This window comes from Cryobacterium sp. BB736, assembly GCF_014980265.1.
Taxonomy (GTDB): domain Bacteria; phylum Actinomycetota; class Actinomycetes; order Actinomycetales; family Microbacteriaceae; genus Terrimesophilobacter.
Genome location: NZ_JABXWQ010000002.1, coordinates 251,311 through 271,422 on the forward strand (window position 1 = coordinate 251,311; position 20,112 = coordinate 271,422).

The 20,112-nt window shown below is 67.1% G+C and carries 19 protein-coding genes; 3 read left to right on the forward strand and 16 right to left on the reverse strand.

Annotated features, from left to right (window positions below; all coding sequences use genetic code 11):
* Positions 1-15 precede the first annotated feature (15 nt).
* A complete protein-coding gene (locus IRG63_RS07655; RefSeq protein WP_193509733.1) occupies positions 16-1,281 on the reverse strand; it encodes a glutamate-5-semialdehyde dehydrogenase in 1,266 nt (421 codons plus the stop codon).
* 42 nt (positions 1,282-1,323) lie between these two features.
* On the opposite strand from IRG63_RS07655, the gene IRG63_RS07660 reads away from it, so the two are divergent.
* Positions 1,324-2,160, forward strand: coding sequence for an alpha/beta fold hydrolase (locus IRG63_RS07660; RefSeq protein WP_370566202.1), 837 nt, complete (start codon positions 1,324-1,326; stop codon positions 2,158-2,160).
* A 15-nt stretch (positions 2,161-2,175) separates the two neighbouring features.
* Here the strand turns inward: IRG63_RS07660 and proB are convergent, their stop codons facing one another.
* From proB to IRG63_RS07685, 5 genes are all read right to left on the reverse strand, one after another.
* Positions 2,176-2,979 (reverse strand): glutamate 5-kinase, encoded by an 804-nt coding sequence (gene proB, locus IRG63_RS07665; RefSeq protein WP_193509735.1) that lies wholly within the window; start codon positions 2,977-2,979, stop codon positions 2,176-2,178.
* On the reverse strand, positions 2,972-4,522 hold the full coding sequence (gene obgE, locus IRG63_RS07670) for a GTPase ObgE (RefSeq protein WP_193509736.1): 1,551 nt from the start codon (positions 4,520-4,522) through the stop codon (positions 2,972-2,974). Before obgE ends, proB begins: the two co-directional genes overlap by 8 nt.
* 71 nt (positions 4,523-4,593) lie before the next feature.
* Complete coding sequence (gene rpmA, locus IRG63_RS07675; protein WP_168627025.1) at positions 4,594-4,854, reverse strand: 50S ribosomal protein L27; 261 nt, start codon at positions 4,852-4,854, stop codon at positions 4,594-4,596.
* A 15-nt stretch (positions 4,855-4,869) separates the two neighbouring features.
* A complete protein-coding gene (rplU, locus tag IRG63_RS07680; RefSeq protein WP_168627024.1) occupies positions 4,870-5,178 on the reverse strand; it encodes a 50S ribosomal protein L21 in 309 nt (102 codons plus the stop codon).
* Between the two features lie 97 nt (positions 5,179-5,275).
* On the reverse strand, positions 5,276-5,839 hold the full coding sequence (locus tag IRG63_RS07685) for a hypothetical protein (protein ID WP_193509737.1): 564 nt from the start codon (positions 5,837-5,839) through the stop codon (positions 5,276-5,278).
* Positions 5,840-5,865: 26 nt separating this feature from the next.
* Here IRG63_RS07685 and IRG63_RS07690 point away from each other — a divergent pair, with 26 nt between their 5' ends.
* Complete coding sequence (locus IRG63_RS07690; protein ID WP_193509738.1) at positions 5,866-6,138, forward strand: DUF4031 domain-containing protein; 273 nt, start codon at positions 5,866-5,868, stop codon at positions 6,136-6,138.
* 77 nt (positions 6,139-6,215) lie between these two features.
* Here IRG63_RS07690 and IRG63_RS07695 read toward each other — a convergent pair whose 3' ends face one another.
* The gene (locus IRG63_RS07695) at positions 6,216-8,570 is read right to left on the reverse strand and encodes an Rne/Rng family ribonuclease (protein WP_193509739.1); all 2,355 of its coding nucleotides are present in this window, start codon (positions 8,568-8,570) and stop codon (positions 6,216-6,218) included.
* A gap of 275 nt (positions 8,571-8,845) precedes the next feature.
* Between IRG63_RS07695 and IRG63_RS07700 the strand changes: the two genes are divergently transcribed.
* A complete protein-coding gene (locus IRG63_RS07700; RefSeq protein WP_193509740.1) occupies positions 8,846-9,448 on the forward strand; it encodes a vitamin K epoxide reductase family protein in 603 nt (200 codons plus the stop codon).
* A gap of 74 nt (positions 9,449-9,522) precedes the next feature.
* Here IRG63_RS07700 and IRG63_RS07705 read toward each other — a convergent pair whose 3' ends face one another.
* The 9 genes from IRG63_RS07705 to IRG63_RS07745 all read right to left on the reverse strand — a co-directional run bounded on the left by IRG63_RS07705 (position 9,523) and on the right by IRG63_RS07745 (position 20,058).
* Complete coding sequence (locus IRG63_RS07705; RefSeq protein ID WP_193509741.1) at positions 9,523-10,410, reverse strand: glycine betaine ABC transporter substrate-binding protein; 888 nt, start codon at positions 10,408-10,410, stop codon at positions 9,523-9,525.
* A 104-nt stretch (positions 10,411-10,514) separates the two neighbouring features.
* A complete protein-coding gene (locus IRG63_RS07710; protein WP_193509742.1) occupies positions 10,515-11,447 on the reverse strand; it encodes an ABC transporter permease subunit in 933 nt (310 codons plus the stop codon).
* Positions 11,444-12,754 carry a glycine betaine/L-proline ABC transporter ATP-binding protein gene (locus IRG63_RS07715; protein ID WP_168627017.1) on the reverse strand — a complete coding sequence of 437 codons (1,311 nt, stop codon included), beginning with the start codon at positions 12,752-12,754 and terminating at the stop codon, positions 11,444-11,446. The genes IRG63_RS07710 and IRG63_RS07715 overlap by 4 nt, the downstream gene beginning before the upstream one ends.
* A 331-nt stretch (positions 12,755-13,085) precedes the next feature.
* Positions 13,086-13,508 carry a nucleoside-diphosphate kinase gene (gene ndk / locus IRG63_RS07720; RefSeq protein WP_193509744.1) on the reverse strand — a complete coding sequence of 141 codons (423 nt, stop codon included), beginning with the start codon at positions 13,506-13,508 and terminating at the stop codon, positions 13,086-13,088.
* 13 nt (positions 13,509-13,521) lie between these two features.
* Positions 13,522-13,902, reverse strand: coding sequence for a DUF4233 domain-containing protein (locus IRG63_RS07725; protein ID WP_370566203.1), 381 nt, complete (start codon positions 13,900-13,902; stop codon positions 13,522-13,524).
* Entirely contained in the window at positions 13,899-15,281 is a 1,383-nt protein-coding gene (locus tag IRG63_RS07730; RefSeq protein ID WP_193509745.1) for a folylpolyglutamate synthase/dihydrofolate synthase family protein, read from the reverse strand. The genes IRG63_RS07725 and IRG63_RS07730 overlap by 4 nt, the downstream gene beginning before the upstream one ends.
* On the reverse strand, positions 15,278-18,532 hold the full coding sequence (ileS, locus tag IRG63_RS07735) for an isoleucine--tRNA ligase (protein ID WP_193509746.1): 3,255 nt from the start codon (positions 18,530-18,532) through the stop codon (positions 15,278-15,280). The genes IRG63_RS07730 and ileS overlap by 4 nt, the downstream gene beginning before the upstream one ends.
* Positions 18,533-18,865: 333 nt before the next feature.
* The gene (locus IRG63_RS07740) at positions 18,866-19,711 is read right to left on the reverse strand and encodes a DUF1648 domain-containing protein (RefSeq protein ID WP_193509747.1); all 846 of its coding nucleotides are present in this window, start codon (positions 19,709-19,711) and stop codon (positions 18,866-18,868) included.
* Positions 19,708-20,058, reverse strand: a complete 351-nt coding sequence (locus IRG63_RS07745) for a GntR family transcriptional regulator (protein ID WP_168627012.1) — start codon at positions 20,056-20,058, stop codon at positions 19,708-19,710. The genes IRG63_RS07740 and IRG63_RS07745 overlap by 4 nt, the downstream gene beginning before the upstream one ends.
* Between the last annotated feature and the right edge of the window lie 54 nt (positions 20,059-20,112).

Genomic DNA, 20,112 nt, shown 5'->3' on the forward strand with positions numbered 1-20,112 from the left:
CGATGGCGCCGGGTCTTACGCGCGCACCTGACCCGAGCCCCTGACGATCCATTTCGTGCTCGTCAGCTCCGGCAGCCCCATGGGGCCCCGGGCGTGCAGCTTCTGCGTGGAGATTCCGACCTCGGCGCCGAACCCGAACTCGCCGCCGTCCGTGAACCGGGTTGAAGCGTTCACCATGACGACCGCGGAGTCCACCTCGTTCAGGAACCGTTCCGCGTTCGCGAGGTCGTTGGTGACGATCGACTCCGTGTGACGCGTTGAATAGCGCCGGATGTGCTCGATCGCCTCATCGAGCGTGTCGACGATGCGCACCGACAGTTCGAGCGACAGGTACTCGGTGGACCAGTTCTCCTCGGTCGCGACGAGCGCGTCCGGGAAGTTCGCGACCACCTCCTGATCGGCGTGCACGGTGACCGAAGAATCGCGCATCGCCTGCATGAGGGCGGGTAGCACGCGTTCGGATGCGGCGCGATGGATGAGCACCGTCTCGACGGCGTTGCACACGCTCGGCCGCTGCACCTTTGCGTTGCGGACGATGTCGACAGCCCACTGGGTGGGGGCGCTCTCGTCGACGAAGATGTGCACGATGCCGGCGCCGGTCTCGATGACAGGCACCGTCGACTCGGCGACGACGGTGTTGATGAGGTTTGCGCTTCCGCGCGGGATGAGCACGTCGACGAGGCCGCGGGCGCGCATGAGCTCCGCCGCTCCGTCGCGTCCGAACTCATCGATGGTCTGGGCTCCGAGAGGCGGGAGACCGGCTGCAGCGAGCGCATCCTGGATCAGCTCCACGAGCACCCGATTCGAGTTCTGGGCGGCCGAACCGCCCCGGAGCACGACCGCGTTGCCGCTCTTCAGCGCGAGGCTTGCGATGTCGATGGTCACGTTCGGTCGGGCCTCGTAGATCGCGCCGACAACGCCGAACGGCACACGCACCTGATTGACCCTGAGGCCGTTCGGCAGCGTCATCCCGCGCACCGACTGCCCGATCGGATCCGTGAGGCCGATGATCTCACGAACAGCGGCGGCGAGGGCGTCGATACGCTTGGCGTCGAGTCGGAGGCGGTCGAGCAGCGCGTCGCCCAGACCGTTCGCCGTGCCCGCCTCCAGGTCGTGCGCGTTGGCCTCGACAATGCGCTCGGCATTCACTTCGAGAGCGACCGCGAGCGACTCGAGTGCGGAGTTCTTCTGCTGGGTGGTCGCTTGCGCAAGCCCGAGTGAAGCCTCCCGAGCGGCGAAAAGCTTGTCGGCTAGGGTGCTGGTCGTGGTGGTACCGTGCATGCTCGCGAGTTTACCGTCGCGCGGCAGCCGTCTGGGCGTTGCGTGCGGGTCTCCGACGTGGTCAGTGTCTACACGCATCCGGAGGCATTCATGACAGAGTTCGTCACATCGACGGATGGAACACGGCTCGCCTACGAACGCGAAGGCGACGGGCCGACCGTGGTGTTCGTCGGTGCGGCGATGCAGTTCCGGGCGTTCGATCCGAGAACGGGCGAACTGGCTCACCGGATGGCCGCGCAGGGCTTCACCGCCGTGACCTACGACCGCCGCGGACGCGGTGAGAGCGGTGACGCCAGCACGTACGACGTCGACCGTGAGGTCGAGGATCTCGCCGCTCTCATCGAGGCGAACGGTGGCAGCGCCGCGCTGTTCGGCAGTTCGTCCGGCGCTGTGCTCGCGCTGTGGGCAGCTGCCGCCGGTTTGCCGGTCACCGCGCTCGCCCTGTGGGAGCCTCCGCTGGCGCTCGAGGGTGACGGGGGTGCCTATCAGCGCAGCCTGACCGAGCGGATTACCGCGGGCGACCGTGAGGGCGCCATCGCCGTGTTCATGCAGGACATGCCGCCCGAATGGCTGGAGGCGTCGCGCCGAAGCCCTGCGTGGCCAACCATGCTCACCCTGGCTCCGACACTGCCCTACGACGCAGCGATCCTCGCGAAGGCGGAAGCGGGCACGCCGTGGGCGACCCAATGGGCTGCCGTGACGCAACCGACCACCGTCATGACCGGCGCCGAAACGCTGCCGCTCTTCCCCGCTGCGGCTGACGCGCTTGAGCGGTCCCTTCCCAGCGCCGCCCACGTCACCGTTGCCGGAGCGAATCACGGTTGGGAGACGGATGCGATGGTCGAGGCGCTCGTCCGAGCCTTCGGACCCTCACGGTGACGACGAGCCGCTGACCTAAACCTTCGCGTCGAACCAGGTGCCGACGTGGTCCCCCGCGAGCGCCTCGCGCACCTGAGTGGTCGACGCAAGCAGCACGGGGGTTCCGGCGGCTGCCGCGAGCTTCGCCGCGGACACCTTGGTACCGGCTCCACCGGTGCCAACGCCGGCTTCGCCGATTCCGCCGAATTCGACCTCGGCCAACTCGTCGTCGAATGCGACATGCTCGATCTTGCGCGCATCCGGATGCGACGGCGGCTTGGTGTACAGCGCGTCGACATCCGACAGCAGCACAAGCAGGTCGGCGCGGACCAGAGTCGAGACGAGCGCCGCGAGCCGGTCGTTGTCGCCGAAGCGGATCTCGTGCGTTGCGACGGTGTCGTTCTCGTTGACGATCGGGAGGATGCGCAGCCCGAGCAGGCGTTCCATGGCGCGCTGCGCGTTGCTGCGGTGTGACGGGTTCTCCAGGTCGCCCGCCGTGAGCAGCACCTGACCGGCGACGATCCGGTAGCGGCGGAGGCTCTCCTGGTAGCGGAAGATCAGAAGGTTCTGGCCGACTGCCGCGGCCGCCTGCTGCGTCGCGAGGTCGGTTGGCCGCGCGTCGAGCTGCAGGTACGGGATGCCTGTCGCGATGGCGCCTGACGACACGAGCACAACCTCAGCACCACGCCCGTGGGCTTCAGACAGCGCGTCGACAAGTTCGGTGATCTGTCCGGCGTTGGCGCCGCTGATCGACGACGAACCGACCTTCACGACCACACGCCTCGCCTGCGGGATCTGGGTACGGGACGAGAGCGGCGGGAGCGTTATCGGCTCAGTCATCCTCGGTGTTCTGTTCCTTCGTATCGCCGGTGCGGTCGATCTCGAAATCGCCGTCATCGGTCCACAGGCCGGCCTCGCGCTCGCGACGGAGTTCCTCGCGGGCTGCTGCCTTGGCGTCCATGCGGGCGAAGTAGTCCTCGCGCCGCTCGGCGCGGGTCGGACGTTCGCTTCCTCCGAAACGGGAGTCGGTGCCTCGCGGACTCGTGATCAGCTCGGCGGCAGACGTCAGCGTCGGCTCCCAGTCGAAGATGACGCCGTCGTCGGCGCCGATCACCACTGTAGCGCCGGCTGCAGCACCCGCTTGGAACAGGCGGTCATCGATGCCGATCTTGGACAGCCGGTCGGCGAGGAAGCCGACGGCCTCCTCGTTGCGGAAGTCGGTCTGGGCGACCCAGCGCTCGGGCTTCTCGCCCCGGATGCGGTAGATCGGCCCCTCGGAACTGCCCTCGACGGTGATGGTCATGCCGTTGTCGTCGACGGCCTTCGGCCTCATGACGATGCGCGGCTTCGGCGCAGGCGTTGCGGCGCGGTCGGCCTCGACGAGCTCAGCCAGTGCGTAGCTGAGCGGCTTCAAGCCGTCGCGGCTCACGGTGGAGATCTCGAACACGCGGTAGCCGCGTGCCTCCAGGTCGGGACGGACGAAGTCCGCGAGTTCGCGAGCCTCGGGCACGTCGATCTTGTTCAGCGCCACGAGCTGCGGGCGCTCCAGCAGCGGCGTCTGGCCGGCTGGCACCGGGTACGCGCCCAGCTCGGCGAGGATCGTGTCGAGGTCGCTCACCGGATCCCGGCCGGGTTCGAGGGTGGCGCAGTCGAGCACGTGCACAATCGCGGTGCACCGCTCGACGTGGCGCAGGAACTCGAGGCCGAGACCACGACCCTCACTGGCGCCTTCGATGAGTCCAGGGACATCGGCGACCGTGTACCGGACCTCGCCCGCCTGGACTACGCCGAGGTTCGGGTGCAGCGTGGTGAACGGGTAGTCGGCGATCTTCGGGCGTGCCGCCGAGAGGGAGGCGATGAGGCTGGACTTGCCGGCGGACGGGTAGCCGACCAGCGCGACATCAGCGACGACCTTGAGCTCCAGGATGACATCGCCCTGCCAGCCCGGCGTGCCGAGCAGCGCGAATCCGGGCGCCTTGCGCTTGGTGCTCGCGAGCGCCGCGTTGCCGAGACCACCCAGGCCGCCCGGGCCGGCGATGAACTCCATGCCGGGCTCGTTCAGGTCGACTAGCTCTGTGCCGTCCGGGTCCTTGACGACGGTGCCGACGGGCACCGGGAGCACGAGGTTCTCGCCGCGCGGGCCGTTGCGGTTGTCGCCCATGCCCGGCATACCGTTGGGTGCGCTGCGGTGCGGCGAGTGGTGGTAGCCGAGCAGTGTGGTGACCTGCGGGTCGGCGATCAGCACGATGTCCCCGCCGTGCCCGCCGTTGCCGCCATCCGGACCGCCCAAGGGCTTGAACTTCTCACGACGCACTGAAACGCATCCGTGCCCGCCATTGCCAGCACGCAGGTGCAGCGTCACCTCATCGACGAACGTCGCCATGGCTGCCTCCTGTCTCTCACGTTAAACACTACGAGCGAGCCGAAGCTCGCTCGCAGGGAAAAGCTTTGCTGCTACTCGGCAGCCGCCGCCACGATGTTGACGACCTTGCGGCCGCCCTTCGTGCCGAACTCGACCGAGCCCGCCTCAAGGGCGAACAGCGTGTCATCGCCACCGCGGCCGACACCGGCGCCCGGGTGGAACTTGGTGCCGCGCTGGCGGACCAGGATCTCGCCCGCGCTGACGACCTGGCCGCCGAAGCGCTTCACGCCGAGGCGCTGCGCGTTGGAGTCGCGACCGTTACGGGTGGAGCTAGCTCCCTTTTTGTGTGCCATGAGTGCTTCAGCCCCTTACTTGATGCTGGTGATCTTGACGCGGGTCTGCTCGGCACGGAAGCCCATGCGGCGCTTGTACCCCGTCTTGTTCTTGTAGTTCTGGATGACGATCTTCGGGCCGCGCTCGTTGCCCAGCACCTCAGCCGTGACCGTGACCTTCGCGAGTGACTTCGCGTCGTGGGTGATCTTGTCACCGTCGACGAGCAGCACCGGCGCAAGCTCGATGTTGCCGTTCTTATCCGCCTGGATGCGGTCGAGGACGACGATCGAACCGACCTCGACCTTTTCCTGCCGACCGCCGGCGCGCACAACTGCGTAAACCACGTGGGGACCCTAACTCTTGAAGGAAGCTATTGGCGTAAAAGCGGGCTCAGCCCAGCGCACACCAAGGGTCAATGCTACTTGATGGGCAGTACGGCGGTCAAACCTCGTCGAGGATGCCTTCCGCGGGTTGTTGAGCCGGACGCTTCGTCAGCCAGAACCACAAGCATACCCCGGCGAGGACCACGACCGGCGCAGCGTAGATCAGCGCGTTGACCGCCTGCATCCAACCAACGGCGATCGCGTAGTTGCCACTCTGGGCGAGTGCGCCGGCGACACCGCTCAGTGAGTGCCCGAACCAGCTCACCTCGGACAGCCGCGCCATCGCTTCGAACAGGAACGAGGCGACGAAGACCGCTACCGCACCGATGCCCGCGGCTGCGAGTGACCGCGCGACCACCTGTGTCATCCGGTGCTCCGCGACGATGCGTGCGACAAGCCAGAAGCTCAGGAACACGCCGAGCGCGAACGGCAGCCGGACGGTGAGAAAATCAAACCCCAGCCCACCTAGCCACAGCCCAAGCTGACCGGAGTTGCCGTAGAAGGCGATCGTGTACACAGCGTTCGCCAACTGCTGGGCGACCATCACCGCGAGGACGAGGCCAGCCGCGTACGCGGCCGTGACCGAGTTTGGTTTGCGGACCGCTGTGGCGACGCGGTGCATCCGGATGCCCCCTCTAAACTCCCACCATGGCCGTGCTCATCGATCAACCTAGCTGGCCAGCGCACGGGATGCTATGGGGACATCTGGTGAGCGACTCGTCGCTTGAGGAGTTGCATGCCTTCGCGGCGATGGTCGGACTCCCCCGGCGGGGTTTCGACCTGGACCACTACGACGTGCCGGACCACCGTTACGACGACCTCGTCGCGGCCGGGGCGATCCCGGTCAGCAACCGGGAACTCGTCGAGCGCTTGCTGGCGAGCGGCTTGCGCGTGACGCAGCGCGAGCGTCGCGGTCTCTGACCTAAACCATCGAGTCGGGAGTAGTTGCCCTTATGAGGTCGTTCATTTGGACAACTACTCCCGACTCAATGAAGGGATTAGGACTCTTCGGTCTCAGCCTGGGCCGCGATGCTCGCGGAGGTCGCGCGTCGCGGTCGGCGTGCTGAGCGTCCTGTGCCCGGCTCCTTCGGCGCCGGAAGCGCTTCCAGCACCGAACCCAGAATGTCCTCGGCGGCCTCGGGGCTCACCCGGCGGGGGGCGCGCTGCACCTTCTTCAGCGGGATGTCCAGGATCGCGAGCTCGGCGTCCTCGGCGTCCTTCTCGGGTGCCGCGGGCGTTTCGGCCATCGCCTCTGCTGTCGCGGGAGCAGCCTCTTCGACCGCTTCCTCGGCGGGTTCGCTCTTCGCCGCGTCGTCATGCGCATCCGGGATGATCGTGCTCGCCGCGATCTGGGCGAGCGCGTTCTTCACGTCATCGGTGATGGCGTGCGTGCCATTGCCGGGCTTCGACGGCGGCGCGGTCTGCGCCTTGCCCCGACGGCGCGTCTCCGGCTGCGGGGTCTGGCGGTGCTTGGTGACGGGGTCGTGGTGGACAATGATGCCGCGTCCGGCGCACACGTCGCACGGCTCGCTGAACGACTCGAGCAGCCCAAGGCCGAGCTTCTTGCGGGTCATCTGCACGAGACCGAGGCTCGTCACCTCGGCGACCTGATGCTTGGTGCGGTCACGGCTGAGGCACTCGACCAGGCGCCGCAACACGAGGTCACGGTTGGTCTCGAGCACCATGTCGATGAAGTCGACGACAATGATGCCGCCGATGTCGCGCAAGCGCAGCTGGCGGACGATCTCCTCCGCGGCCTCGAGGTTGTTCTTCGTGACCGTCTCTTCGAGGTTGCCGCCCGAGCCGACGAACTTGCCGGTGTTGACGTCGATGACGGTCATCGCCTCGGTGCGGTCGATGACGAGCGAGCCACCGGATGGCAGCCAGACCTTACGGTCGAGCGCCTTCTCGATCTGCTCGGAGATGCGGTACGAGTCGAATGCGTCGCCGTCGCCGTCGTAGCGCTTCAGGCGGTCCATCAGGTCGGGAGCGACCTGGCTGAGGTAGCCGGAGATGGTCTTCTCGGCGTCGTCACCCTGCACGACCAGGGACTGGAAGTCCTCATTGAAGACGTCACGCACGATCTTGACCAGCAGGTCAGGCTCGCTGTGCAGCAGGGACGGCGCGTTCCCCTTCTCGACTGCCTTGCTGATCTCGGCCCACTGGGCGATCAGGCGGTTGACGTCGAGGGTCAGCTGCTCCTGCGTCGCTCCCTCGGCGGCGGTGCGCACTATGACACCGACGTTCTCCGGGAGCACCTCCTTGAGGATCTTCTTCAAGCGCGCACGCTCGGTGTCCGGCAGCTTGCGGCTGATGCCGTTCATCGACCCGTTCGGGACGTACACGAGGTACCGCCCGGGCAGGCTGACCTGGCTGGTGAGTCGGGCACCCTTGTGTCCGACAGGGTCCTTGGTGACCTGCACGAGCACCTTGTCGCCGGGCTTCAGTGCCAGTTCGATGCGACGCGGCTGGTTCTTCTCGCCCTCGGTGTTCGCGGCATCCCAGTCCACCTCGCCGGAGTACAGCACGGCGTTGCGGCCACGACCGATGTCGACGAACGCTGCCTCCATGCTCGGCAGCACGTTCTGCACGCGACCGAGGTAGACGTTGCCGATGAGCGACGATTCCTGCGACTGCGCGACGTAGTGCTCGACGAGCACGCCATCCTCGAGCACGCCGATCTGGATGCGGTTGTTCTTCGACCGTACGACCATGACGCGATCGACGCTTTCGCGGCGTGCGAGGAATTCTGCCTCTGTGATGACCGGGCGGCGGCGGCCGGCGTCGCGGCCGTCACGGCGGCGCTGCTTCTTCGCCTCGAGCCGCGTCGAGCCCTTCACTCGCTGCGGTTCGGTGATGAGCTCCGGCTGCTTGCGCGGCTGGCGGACCCTCACAACGGTGTTTGGCTGGTCGTCGCCCGGGTCGGAGTCCTCACCCGCACGACGCCTGGTGCGTCGACGCGACGATGGCGGCGTCTCCTCCGTGTCGTCGAAGTCAGCCACCGGCGGCAACGGGGGCAGGTCCGGTGCCTGGAAGATCAGCGACGTGGTCGTCAGTGCCCGGATGGGCTCGGGCTCGGGGGTGGTCGCCTCGGGCTCGGCAGCCTGCTCGGGCTGCGCTGCGGGTTCCGCTGTCTCTGCAGGCTCAGCCTCGGCGTTCGGCGACTTGGCGACGTCTGCCGCTTGGTCAGCCGACGCATCCGGCACCTCAGCGACATCGTTCGCGGCCACGGCAGCCGACTTCGGCTCCGCCTTCCGCCGTCTCAAGATGCGGCGCTTCGGGGCCGCCTCAGCGGCACCCTCCGGCGCGGTTGTTGGATCCTGTGATTCGTTGTTGTCGTCTGTCTCCAGCATTGCTGGTGCGCTCCCAGCCCGGTGCGGGTATCCGCGCTACCCTGCGATCCGGGTCTCAATTCTCGAGCGGCGTTCGTCATGAACATCCGCAAATCCTGTGCGTCCTGACCGTGGCACTCGGTGCGTCGTGCAACCGTGGATCTCGGCCATTCCGGTTCTGTGACCGGGAAGCTTGTCGTAGGTCACGCCGAGCGCGGCTCGGGTGACTGTCGTCAATTATCGCACGCTGTCGCCCGGAACGTACGCATTTGCCTCGGAGTGGAATAATCGCGAGCGTGCGCCCGCCCCAAACCACTGCCCGTCCGACGGCACTCGCGATCTTCCTGATCATCGCCGGAGCTATCGGATTCTGGGGCTCGTGGGAGCTCACCATCTCGAAGTTCGAGGTGCTGCAGAACCCTGACACGCAGCTCAGCTGCGACATCAGCGTTCTCGTCGCGTGCGGCCCGAACCTGGACTCATGGCAGGGCGCGGTATTCGGTTTCCCCAACCCGTTGCTCGGAATCGCGGGCTTCGCAGCGCCGATCGCGGTCGGTGTCAGCCTGCTTGCCGGCGCACGGTTTGCGCGCTGGTTCTGGATGCTGTTCAACCTCGGGCTGCTCGGCGCCTTCGTGTTCGTGTGCTGGCTCATCGGCCAGAGCATCTTCGTGCTCGGGACGCTGTGCCCGTGGTGCATGGTCGTTTGGTCGGTGACCATCCCGTTGTTCCTTGCGGTGACGCTGTACAACCTCAAGTCGGGCAACATCCCGGTCCCGCCGGCGGCCCGCCGCTTCTTCGGGAAGCTCTACTCCTGGGTGCCGCTGCTGACCGTTCTCTGCTACGTGGTCGTCGCGGTGCTGGCGCAGGTGCGCCTCGACGTCGTGAACAACCTCTTCTGACGCCGAGTTGCCCACTTCCGCCCCCAAAATGTGCGAAAACTGGGGCGGAAGTGGGCAACTCGGGACGTTCGGCACTAGTTGGTGAGGCTGTCGACCCAGTCCTGGTTCTGCGAGATCCAGTCCTCGACGATGGGCGCGTAATCGTCACCGTCGTACTCGTTGAACAGTGCGTTCTCGAGCGAGTGAAGCAGGTCGGAGTCCATGGTGAAGTTCTCCAGCCACTTCGCGACCTCGGGGAAGTCGTCCGCGAAGCCCGTGCGGCTGTAGCTGTACATGCTCTCGGAACCGCCGAGCGCGCCATCCGGGTCCTCGAGATCCTTGATGTCGAACGCGTCGTACGCCCAGTGCGGACGCCACAGGGACACGACGATGTTCTCGCCGGAATCCAGTGCGGTCGACAGCTCGGTCAGCATCGCCGGGGTCGACGAGGTGAGGAAGTTCATATCCTCGAGCCCGTACCCGGGGATCACGGCGTCCTCCATCACGCCGGTGAGGCCGGCGCCCGGCTCGATGCCGACGATCTGGTTGCCGAACAGGTCCGCGTTCTCGGCCAGCTCGGCGAGTGAGTCGATCGGCGCATCCGCGTTCACGGCAACGGTGAGCGAGGCCGTGTCGTTCCAGGCACCCAACTCGACGATGTCGTTGCCGTAGGTCTCGAGGTACTTGGAGTGCGTGCCTGGCAGCCAGACGTCGGTCGTGAAGTCGTAGTCGCCGGTCGACAGTCCCGCGAAGACCGGTGCGGGGTCTGCGTACTCGAGGTTCACGTCGTAACCCTGCTCGGTGAGGATGTTCTCCCACAGCAACGAGGTTGCGACTCCCTCGTCCCAGCCGTTGAACACGGCGATGGTGATCTCGCCCTTGCTCTCGGTGGCGTTGCCGGGCTCGGCCTCCGCCGAGCATCCGGTCAGTGCGAGCGCCGCAATGGCGCCCGTTGCGATCAGCGCTGAATGGCGCTTTCTCATTGGTGTCTTCCTTTCTGGGCGCGCAGATGCGCGTCCGGGGTTGACGTGATTGCACGCGGAATCTCCGCGCGCACGGGTCACGGGCGCGCGGGGCGCCCGCGAGTTCAGGGGACGGCGATGGGCCGCTTGCTGCCCTCGCGCACGGCGGCGACCTCGGCCTCCTGGGTGATGCCGTTCGGCCGGCGGCGCCCCAAGAACCGGCTGAGGAAGCTGCCGCCGTTGCCGAATGCCGCGGTGAGCCGGTCGAGGAAGATCGCCAGGATCACGACCGAGAGTCCAGCCTCGAAGCCGAGGGCGATGTCGATCCGGTTCAGGCTCGCGACGACCTGCCCGCCGAGTCCACCGGCGCCCACCATTCCGGCGATCACGACCATGGACAACGCGAGCATGATCACCTGATTGACCCCAGCCATGATGGTCGGCATCGCGAGCGGAAGCTCGATTTGGCGGAGGATGCGGCCAGGTGAAGACCCGAACGCCTTGCCCGCCTCGACGACCTCCTGGTCGACACCGCGGATGCCGAGCTCGGTCAGGCGGACACCCGGCGCGAGCGCGAAGATGATCGTCGCGACTATGCCCGGCACGACGCCGACGCGGAACAGGATGAGCGCCGGGATCAGGTAGACGAACGCCGGCATCGTCTGCATGAAGTCGAGGATCGGCCGGATGATCGTCGAAGCGGCCCGCGACTTTGCAGCGAGGATGCCGATCGGGATGCTCAGCAGCACCGCGATCACGCTCGCGACAATGACCAGAGCAAGCGAATCCATCGCGTAGTCCCACTGACCGACGGCGACTATGAGACCTAGGCCAACGACGCTTCCGATGGCGAACGGCACGCCCTTCACGAGCAGTGCGATGACCGCGAGCACGAGGATGACGGCCCAGAATGGGGGCGTCGCGAGAATCCAGTCGAGCGCGTCATAGGCGCCCTTGAACACGGTCCTGATTGCGCCGAACACGTCGGAGAAGTACTTGGTCACGAACTGGACGAGGGACTCAACCCAGTCGCCGAGAGGGATGCGGAAGTCGTTCACGAGCGACCTCCCGTCATCACGGCATCCGAGTCGGGCTGCGCCGTCTCCTCCAGCGTCGCGGTGACGATCGACACCTCAACCGTGGGCGGCGGTTCGACGATCGGCTGCTCGCCGGTGTTCGTCGTCACATTGCCGAGCGCGGCGAGCAGCGTCACGTTCGGGATCACCCCGAGCAGGCGCTCGTCTTCGTCGACGACCGCGATCGGCAGGTCGCTTTCGACCGCTCTCTCGTAGAGGTCGCTCAGGTACTCGTCGGCGTGCACGCGCGGCACTTCGACCCCAAGTGCCGACCCGAAGCTGCTCTCCCCCGCCCTCACGAGCTTCACCATCTGGCGATCTCGTACGACGCCGATCAGCTTGCGGTTGCGGCCGACGACGTAGAGGGCGGATGTCTGCAGGTCCCGCATCATCCGGAGGGCGGCGCGAGGGCCGGCCGTGTCAGAGATGACCGCGCGCGCCGGTTCCATTGCACTAGAGGCGGTGAGCACGCGCGAGCGGTCGACATCCTGCACGAACTGCGCGACGTAGTCGTTGGCCGGGTCGGTGAGGATCTCCTCCGGTGTGCCGATCTGCACGATGCGACCGTCCCGCATGACCGCGACCCGGTCGCCGAGGAACATCGCCTCGTTCAGGTCGTGGGTGATGAACACGATGGTCTTGCCGAGTTCTGCCTGCAACTCGACCAGCTGTTCCTGCATCTCGCGCCGGATGAGCGGGTCGAGGGCGGAGAACGCCTCGTCCATGAGCAGGATGTCGGTCTGCGCCGCCAGCGCCCGGCCGAGACCGACGCGCTGCTGCATTCCACCGGACAGCTCGCTGGGGAGGCGGTCCTCCCAGCCAGCCAGTCCCACCTTGCCGATGATCGTGCGAGCGCGCTCCTGCCGCTCGGCGACCGGCACACCCTGAATCTCGAGCCCGTAAGCCACGTTGTCGAGCACGGTGCGGTGCGGCAGCAGAGCGAAGTGCTGGAACACCATCGACACCTTCGAGCGGCGTACGGCGCGCAGCTCCTTGGGTGAGATGCCGACGATCTCCGTGCCATCGATCGTGACGCTGCCCGCTGTCGGCTCCAGCAGCCCGTTGAGCATGCGGATGAGCGTCGACTTGCCCGACCCTGACAGCCCCATGACCACGAAGATCTCGCCCGGAGCAACATCGAACGATGCGTCGATGACGGCGGCTGTTCCGTCGCCAGCGACGCTGTCGCGGCTCGCGCCGGCTCGCAGCCTGGCGACTACGGATTCGGGCTTCCTGCCGAACACCTTGAACAGGTTTCGGACTTCTACAGCGGGTCGGGACGTGGTCACGGTACCTCCGCGCACGCATCCGAAATTCGGATCGCGGGCGTCATTGGTCACGGTCCGGGTGCATGCCAGGTGCCCGGTGCGACAGTGCCGCAGGGCGGGAGCGAACTTCGGGAACGCTCCCCTGACACGAACCATACGACCGAACGAAATGGGGCTTCATTCGGGCGCGGCCTTGTGTACTGCGTCGACCACCTTAGCGAAACTGGGAAATTGCCGTTAAGGCCGGATGCCGGTCCTCGGCCGGAAAACCGCAGGTCAGGAGCGAATCTCGGCACTTTCGCCGCTCGGCGTGTTCGTTGCCGTTTCGTTACCTATGAGCGCTCAGAGGCCGTCAGGCGAACCAGAGCGCAAGCTCGCGTGCAGCCGACTCTGGCGAGTCGGAGCCGTGCACGAGGTTCTGCTGCACCGCGAGACCCCAGTCGCGCCCGAGGTCGCCGCGGATGGTGCCCGGCGCAGCTGTGGTCGGGTCGGTGGTGCCGGCAAGCACCCGGAAGCCCTCGATGACGCGGTTGCCGGCGATGCGCAGCGCGACGACCGGGCCGCTCTCCATGAACTCGACCAGCGGCTCGTAGAACGGCTTGCCCTGGTGCTCCTCGTAGTGGCTGGCCAACAGCTCGCGATCCGGCTGCACGAGTCGCACGTCGACGAGAAGGTACCCCTTTGCCTCGATGCGGCGCAGGATCTCCCCCGTCAAACCACGCGCGACGCCATCCGGCTTCACCAGTACCAGGGTCTCTTCGACGGAATCGGTCATTTCGTTCTCCTGTTCACGCTGTTGCTGAGTTGTTCTGCCTGTCCAGCCGGCGGCCGGTGAGGAAGCAGTAGATGAAGATCGCGGCGAAGCCCGCCCCGATCGCGTACATGACGGGCAGCACGAGGCCGAGCGCGATGAGCACGGCCTGCATCGCCCAGCCGAGCCAGATCGCCCACGGGAAACGCGCGTACGCCGCGGCGATGATCAGCAGTAGGAACAGCACCGCCCCGCCGCCGAAGGCCACCCCGGGAGAGACCTCACGGAGCCCGAAGACGGCCATAGTCACAAAGAAGACGAGTGTCGCTTCAAGCCCGAGGGCGATCGACACCAGCGACTCGGTCGCGCTGCGGCGCCTGCGCGGCTTGCGCTGCCTGGGCTGATTCACCTCAGTCACAGCGCCCACCCCTGGTCTCGTCCGATATCGATCGCTTCGCCGACGAGGGTGATCGACCCGGTGACCAGCACGGCACGTCCCTGCTCCAGCCCTGCCCACTCGCGTGCGGCGTCGAGCGCCTCCTCGAGGGTGTCGAACCGGATGACCGTCTCGTGCGTCCACTGCTCGACATCATCGGCCAGCTCGTCGGCGGGGATCGCCCGATCCGAGTGCGACTGGGTGACGTGGATGCGCGTCGCGAGGGGCGCGAGAGTATCGACGATGCCGTGCGCATCCTTGTCGGCGAGGATGCCGACGACGAGCGCCAGCTCACGGAAGTCGAAGTACTTGCCGATCGCCGCCGCGAGCGCCTCGGCACCGTGCGGGTTGTGTGCGGCGTCCACAAGCACGGACGGCTCGATGCCCAGCAGCTGCAGCCGGCCGGGCGAGGTGGCGGTGGCGAGGCCTTCTGCCAGCACGTCCTCGCCGATGCGCTGCTCTCCGCCGCCGAGGAAGCTCTCAACCGCGGCGATCGCAACGGCCGCATTCTGCGCCTGGTGGTCACCGAGCAGCGGCAGGAAGACCTCCTCGTAGCGTCCGGCGATGCCGTGCGCGGTGATGAGCTGGCCGCCGACGCCGACGGTGGCCGACTCCAGCCCGAAGTCGCGACCCTCGGCCGCGATGGTGCCGTTGTTGCTGGCTGCCGCGCGGATGATCGCGTCGGCGGCATCCGGATGCTGAGCTGCGGTGACAATGCGGGCGCCGGGCTTGATGATGCCCGCCTTGGTCTCGGCGATCTCGGCGATGGTGTCGCCCAGTCGGTGCACGTGGTCCAGCGCGATCGGTGTGAACACCGCGACCTGGCCGTCGGCGATGTTGGTCGAGTCCCACTCGCCGCCCATGCCGACCTCGACCACCGCGACATCGACCGGCGCATCCGCGAAGCTCGCGTAGGCAAGCAGCGTGAGCGCCTCGAAGTAGGTGAGCGGCTCCTCGCCCTCGGCGACAAGCTGCTCGTCGGCCATCTTCAGGTACGGCGTGATGTCGTCCCAGTTCGTCACCAGCGCCTCGTTCGAGATCGGTTCCCCGTCGATCATGATGCGCTCGTTCACCCGGCTCAGGTGCGGGCTGGTGAACAGTCCGGTGCGCAGGCCGTGCGCGCGCAGGATGCTCTCGGTGATGCGGCTCGTGCTGGTCTTGCCGTTGGTGCCGGTGATGTGGATCATGCCGAACGCCTTCTGCGGGTCGCCCAGCAGCTCCGCCGCCCGCCGGGTCGGCTCGAGCCGGGGCTGCGGGGCGGACTCCCCCACCCGGGCCAGCAGTTCGGCGTACACCCGGTCAGCCTGGGACTGGAACAGCGCGTCGTCGCTCAGCTCCGGGTCGTCGTCGCGCGCGCTCATACCTTCTCGATCCTGAATGCGTAGGAGCCCTCGCCGTTGTCGGATGCGGCGCGCTCGTCCCAATTGTCTCCCGACGCATCCGTGAACGGCATCGTCTGCAGCTCCACCGCGAGTACCTCGTCGGAGATGTGGCCGCCGAACGAGTCGACCGCGGTCGTGAACGCGCCGTCAACGGCGATGGTCAACCGGATGCGGTCGCTCACGTCCAGGTCGCGTGCCTTACGCGCCTGGTTGATCGCACGCACGAGGTCGTTGGCGAGGCCCTCGCTCTCAAGCTCGGGGGTGGTGAGCGTGTCGACGAGCACGAAGCCGCCGCCGGACAGGAACGACACCGCGTGGTTCTCGTCGCCCGCCTCGAGGACGAGGTCGAACTCGCCCGGCTGCAGCGGAGTGCCGCCGACCACGACCGCGTCGCCATCCTGCGACCAGTCGCCCGCCTTGGAGGCCTGGATGACGCGTTGCACGTCCTTGCCGATGCGCGGGCCGAGCGCTCGCGCGTTGACGGTCAGACGCCGGACGATGCCGTAGTCGCTGAGGCTCTGCTCGGTCAACGGCACGAACTGCACGGTCTTGACGTTGAGCTCGTCGCGCAAGATGTCGCTGAACTCCTCGAGACCGGACTGCTCGCCGACCACGGTCAGCGCCGCGAGCGGCAAGCGCACTCGCAGGCTTCTCGTCTTGCGCAATGCAAGACCGGCGGATGCGATCTCCCGCACCCGGTCCATCGTCGCCACGAGCAGGCCGTCGGCGGGGAAGACCCTCGCATCCGGCCAGTCGGTCAGGTGCACGCTGCGCCCGCCGGTGAGCCCGCGCCAGATCTCTTCTGTGACGAGCGGCGCGAGCGGAGCGGCCACGCGGGTGAGGGTTTCGAGCACCGTGTACAGCGTGTCGAAGGCGTCGGTGTCGTCGCCGCCCCAGAACCGGTCGCGACTGCGACGCACGTACCAGTTGGTGAGCACATCGGCGAAGTCGCGCAGCTTAGCCGCGGCCATCGGGCTGTCGAGCGCCTCCAGATCGACCGTGACCTGCTCGATGAGCGTGCGGGTCTTCGCGAGCAGGTACCGGTCGAGGACGTTGGTGGAGTCAGTGCGCCACTTCGCCTCGTAGCCGCTCGCACCTGCGCTGAGCCCGGTCGAAGCGTTGGCGTACAGGGTGAAGAAGTAGTACGTGCTCCACAGTGGCAGCAGGAACTGCCGGACACCCTCGCGGATGCCCTCCTCGGTCACGACCAGGTTGCCGCCTCGGATGATCGAGGACGACATCAGGAACCAGCGCATCGCATCCGCGCCATCCCGCGCGAAGACCTCGGAGACATCCGGGTAGTTGCGCAGGCTCTTCGACATCTTCTGCCCGTCGCTGCCGAGGACGATGCCGTGGCTGATCACGTTCTTGAACGCCGGACGGTCGAACAGCGCCGTCGCGAGCACGTGCATCGTGTAGAACCAGCCGCGAGTCTGCCCGATGTACTCGACGATGAAGTCGGCCGGGTTGTGGCTGTCGAACCACTCGCGGTTCTCGAACGGGTAGTGCACCTGCGCGAACGGCATCGAGCCGGAATCGAACCAGACGTCGAGGACATCCTCGATGCGGCGCATGGTCGACTTGCCGGTCGGGTCATCCGGGTTCGGGCGGGTCAGGTCGTCGATGTACGGGCGGTGGAGGTCGGTGGGCCGTACGCCGAAGTCGCGCTCCAGCTCATCGAGGGAGCCGTACACGTCGACGCGCGGGTACTCGGGGTTGTCGCTCTTCCACACCGGGATCGGGGAGCCCCAGTAGCGGTTGCGGGAGATCGACCAGTCGCGGGCACCGGCGAGCCACTTGCCGAACTGGCCGTGCTTGACGTTGTCGGGCACCCAGTTGATCTGCTCGTTGAGCTCGCCCATCCGATCACGGAAATCCGGGACGCGCACGAACCAGCTCGACACCGCCTTGTAGATGAGCGGGTTGCGGCAGCGCCAGCAGTGCGGGTACGGGTGCTCGTAGCTCTTGACCTGCAGCAGGCGGCCGTCGGAGCGCAGCAGCTGGGTGAGCGGCTTGTTCGCGTCGAACACCTGCAGGCCGGCGACGGGCGCGACATCCGGAAGGAACTTGCCGCCGTCATCGACCGAGAGGATGACCGGGATGCCTGCAGCCTGGCCGACGAGCTGGTCGTCCTCACCGAAGGCGGGCGCCTGGTGCACGATACCGGTGCCCTCGCCGGTTTCGACGTAGTCGGCCACGAGCAGCTGCCAGGCGTTCTGGGTGCCCCACTTCTCGGTGTCGGCGTAGAAGTCCCAGAGCCGGTCGTAGTGGATGCCCTCGAGCGCGGCGCCGAGGTGGGTGCGGGACACCGCCGCACGCGCGGCCTCAGCGGACTCGTAGCCGAGGTCCTTGAAGTAGGAGTGGAGGGTGTCGGTTGCGAGCAGGTACTCGGCGACGCCCTCCTCGGCGCCGTCGCCGGCTCCCAGCGGGCCTGATGGGACGACCGCGTACTCGATCGCGGGGCCGAGCGCGAGCGCGAAGTTGGTCGGAAGCGTCCACGGGGTGGTCGTCCAGGCGAGGGCGCGCACGGCGGTGAGGCCGAGCGCCTCCGCCTTCGGGCCGACCAGTGGGAAGGTCACCGTGACGGTCTGGTCCTGGCGCTGCTTGTAGACGTCGTCATCCATGCGCAGCTCGTGATTGGACAGCGGGGTCTGGTCGCGCCAGCAGTACGGCAGCACGCGGTAGCCCTCGTAGGCGAGGCCCTTGTCATAGAGCTGCTTGAACGCCCAGATGACGCTTTCCATGAAGGTGATGTCGAGCGTCTTGTAGTCATTCTCGAAGTCGACCCAGCGGGCCTGGCGGGTCACGTACTCCTGCCACTCCTGCGTGTAGCGCAGCACGGACTCGCGCGCGGCCTGGTTGAACTCGGCGATGCCCATCGCCTCGATCTGGCTCTTGTCGGTGATGCCGAGCTGGCGCTCCGCCTCGAGCTCGGCGGGCAGTCCGTGGGTGTCCCAGCCGAAGCGGCGGTGCACCTGCTTGCCGCGCATGGTCTGGAAGCGCGGGAAGACATCCTTGGCGTAGCCAGTCAGCAGGTGGCCGTAGTGCGGCAGGCCGTTGGCGAACGGTGGGCCGTCGTAGAACGTCCACTCTTCGCAGCCCTCGCGCTGCGCGACCGAGGCGCGGAAGGTGGCATCCGCCTCCCAGAAGCTGAGGATGCGCTCTTCGATCTCCGGAAAGCGCGGGCTCGGGTTGACGGACTCATCGCCGGTGCCGGATCGCGGATACATTCGCTGCCTTCCCTCGTGTCGACTTCCAACACGAGGACGACGGATGCCGCGGTACCACCTCGCTTGCCGGCCGCGCTTGCGCGTGACTGGCCCCTCATTGCGGCTGTGACGGGCCACCCGTTCGGTTCTAGTTGGCGGTTGCCCGCCGTTCTTCCGAAGACTCCCCGGTGATGGCCGGATCGCAGTCGTTGCCCGCAATTCTAGCGGGTCGCGCCGTCCGTGCCCCAACATCGCGAGTTGCCCACTTCTGCCCCTGTTTGGGCCTCAATTCGGGGCGGAAGTGGGCAACTCGGTGAATCCGGCGCGGCGTGAGGCGGGGGCGCAAAAAGCGGGTCAGGCGGGGCGGCGCGCGGCAGCCGCCGCCGAGAGCACGGATGCGCCGGTCGCTGCATCGTCGACCGTCACCACGAAGCGCTTGCCGCCCGCGTACTTGACCTCGATCGCCTCGCCCGCGCGGAGCACAAGCCCGAAGCGACCGTCGAGCGAGACGCGGTAGCCCCAGCCACCGAATTCCGGAACCGGACTGACCTGCACGACGCGCACCGACTCGATCGACTCCGCAGGCAGGAACTTGCGCACACCAAGTCCCTTCACGCTCAGTCCCGCTGGACCGGCCGTCACTCGCCACAGCCCCCGCACCCGCTGCGACCAAACCGCGATCTCATCGGCGCGAAGCTGCAGCGGAGGCGCCTCGATGCCGTCATCCGTCACGGCACCTGCCGCCGGAAGCAAGAACCAGGCGATGGCACCGAACGCGAGTCCGGCTCCCGCGCCCACCAGCATCCACCAGCCCGCATCGGGCGCCAGCGTGGCATCCTCCAGCCCGCGCTGCACGTACACGGTGCCGGTGATGCCCACCGACAGCAGCCCGCTGATGAACGCGATCGACGTCAGCACGAGCTTCTGGTTGGCCAGCAGCGCGCCGTCACGCAACCGCCACGACAGGACAAGCACGAACATCGCGTAGGCAAGCGTCAGCCCGACCGGCATCAGGATGGCGAACCACGGCGAGCCGAAGCCGTCTGGCCCGGACGGGCCCCAATGTGTCGCGATCACCTCGGGCAGCTCCGGCAGCCAGCTGAACATCACGATCGCGGCAGCGAGTGCGACAACGGTCGGCAGCACTCCCCCGACGAGGATCATGCGCCGGTGAATGTTTCGCGCGGTGCCGGATGTCATTGGTAGGCCTCTCTGATGAGCGCGGTGAGCGCCGCTGGATGGATGTCGAGTTCTCGGGCTTCGGTGACCACCACGTTGATGGCGGCATTCAGTTTGGCGTACTCGCTCGCCCGATCGGTGACGGTCGCACCGCGCCCCGGTCGCAGGTCGATGATGCCCTCGTCGCGCAGCACCTGGTACGCATGCAGCACCGTGTGCACGTTGACGTCGAGCGTGCGCGCGAGTTCCTTCGCCGATGGCAGCCGCTCCCCTGGGGCTACGGCGCCGGAGATCGCCGATGTCCGGATGCCAGCGGCCAGCTGGTCGAAGATCGGGACGTCGGATGCGGCGTCGATTCTGAGGAGCATGCCCCCAGTCTATTGTTCTACTTGAACTAGCACAAGTCCCTACGTTGGCAGGCG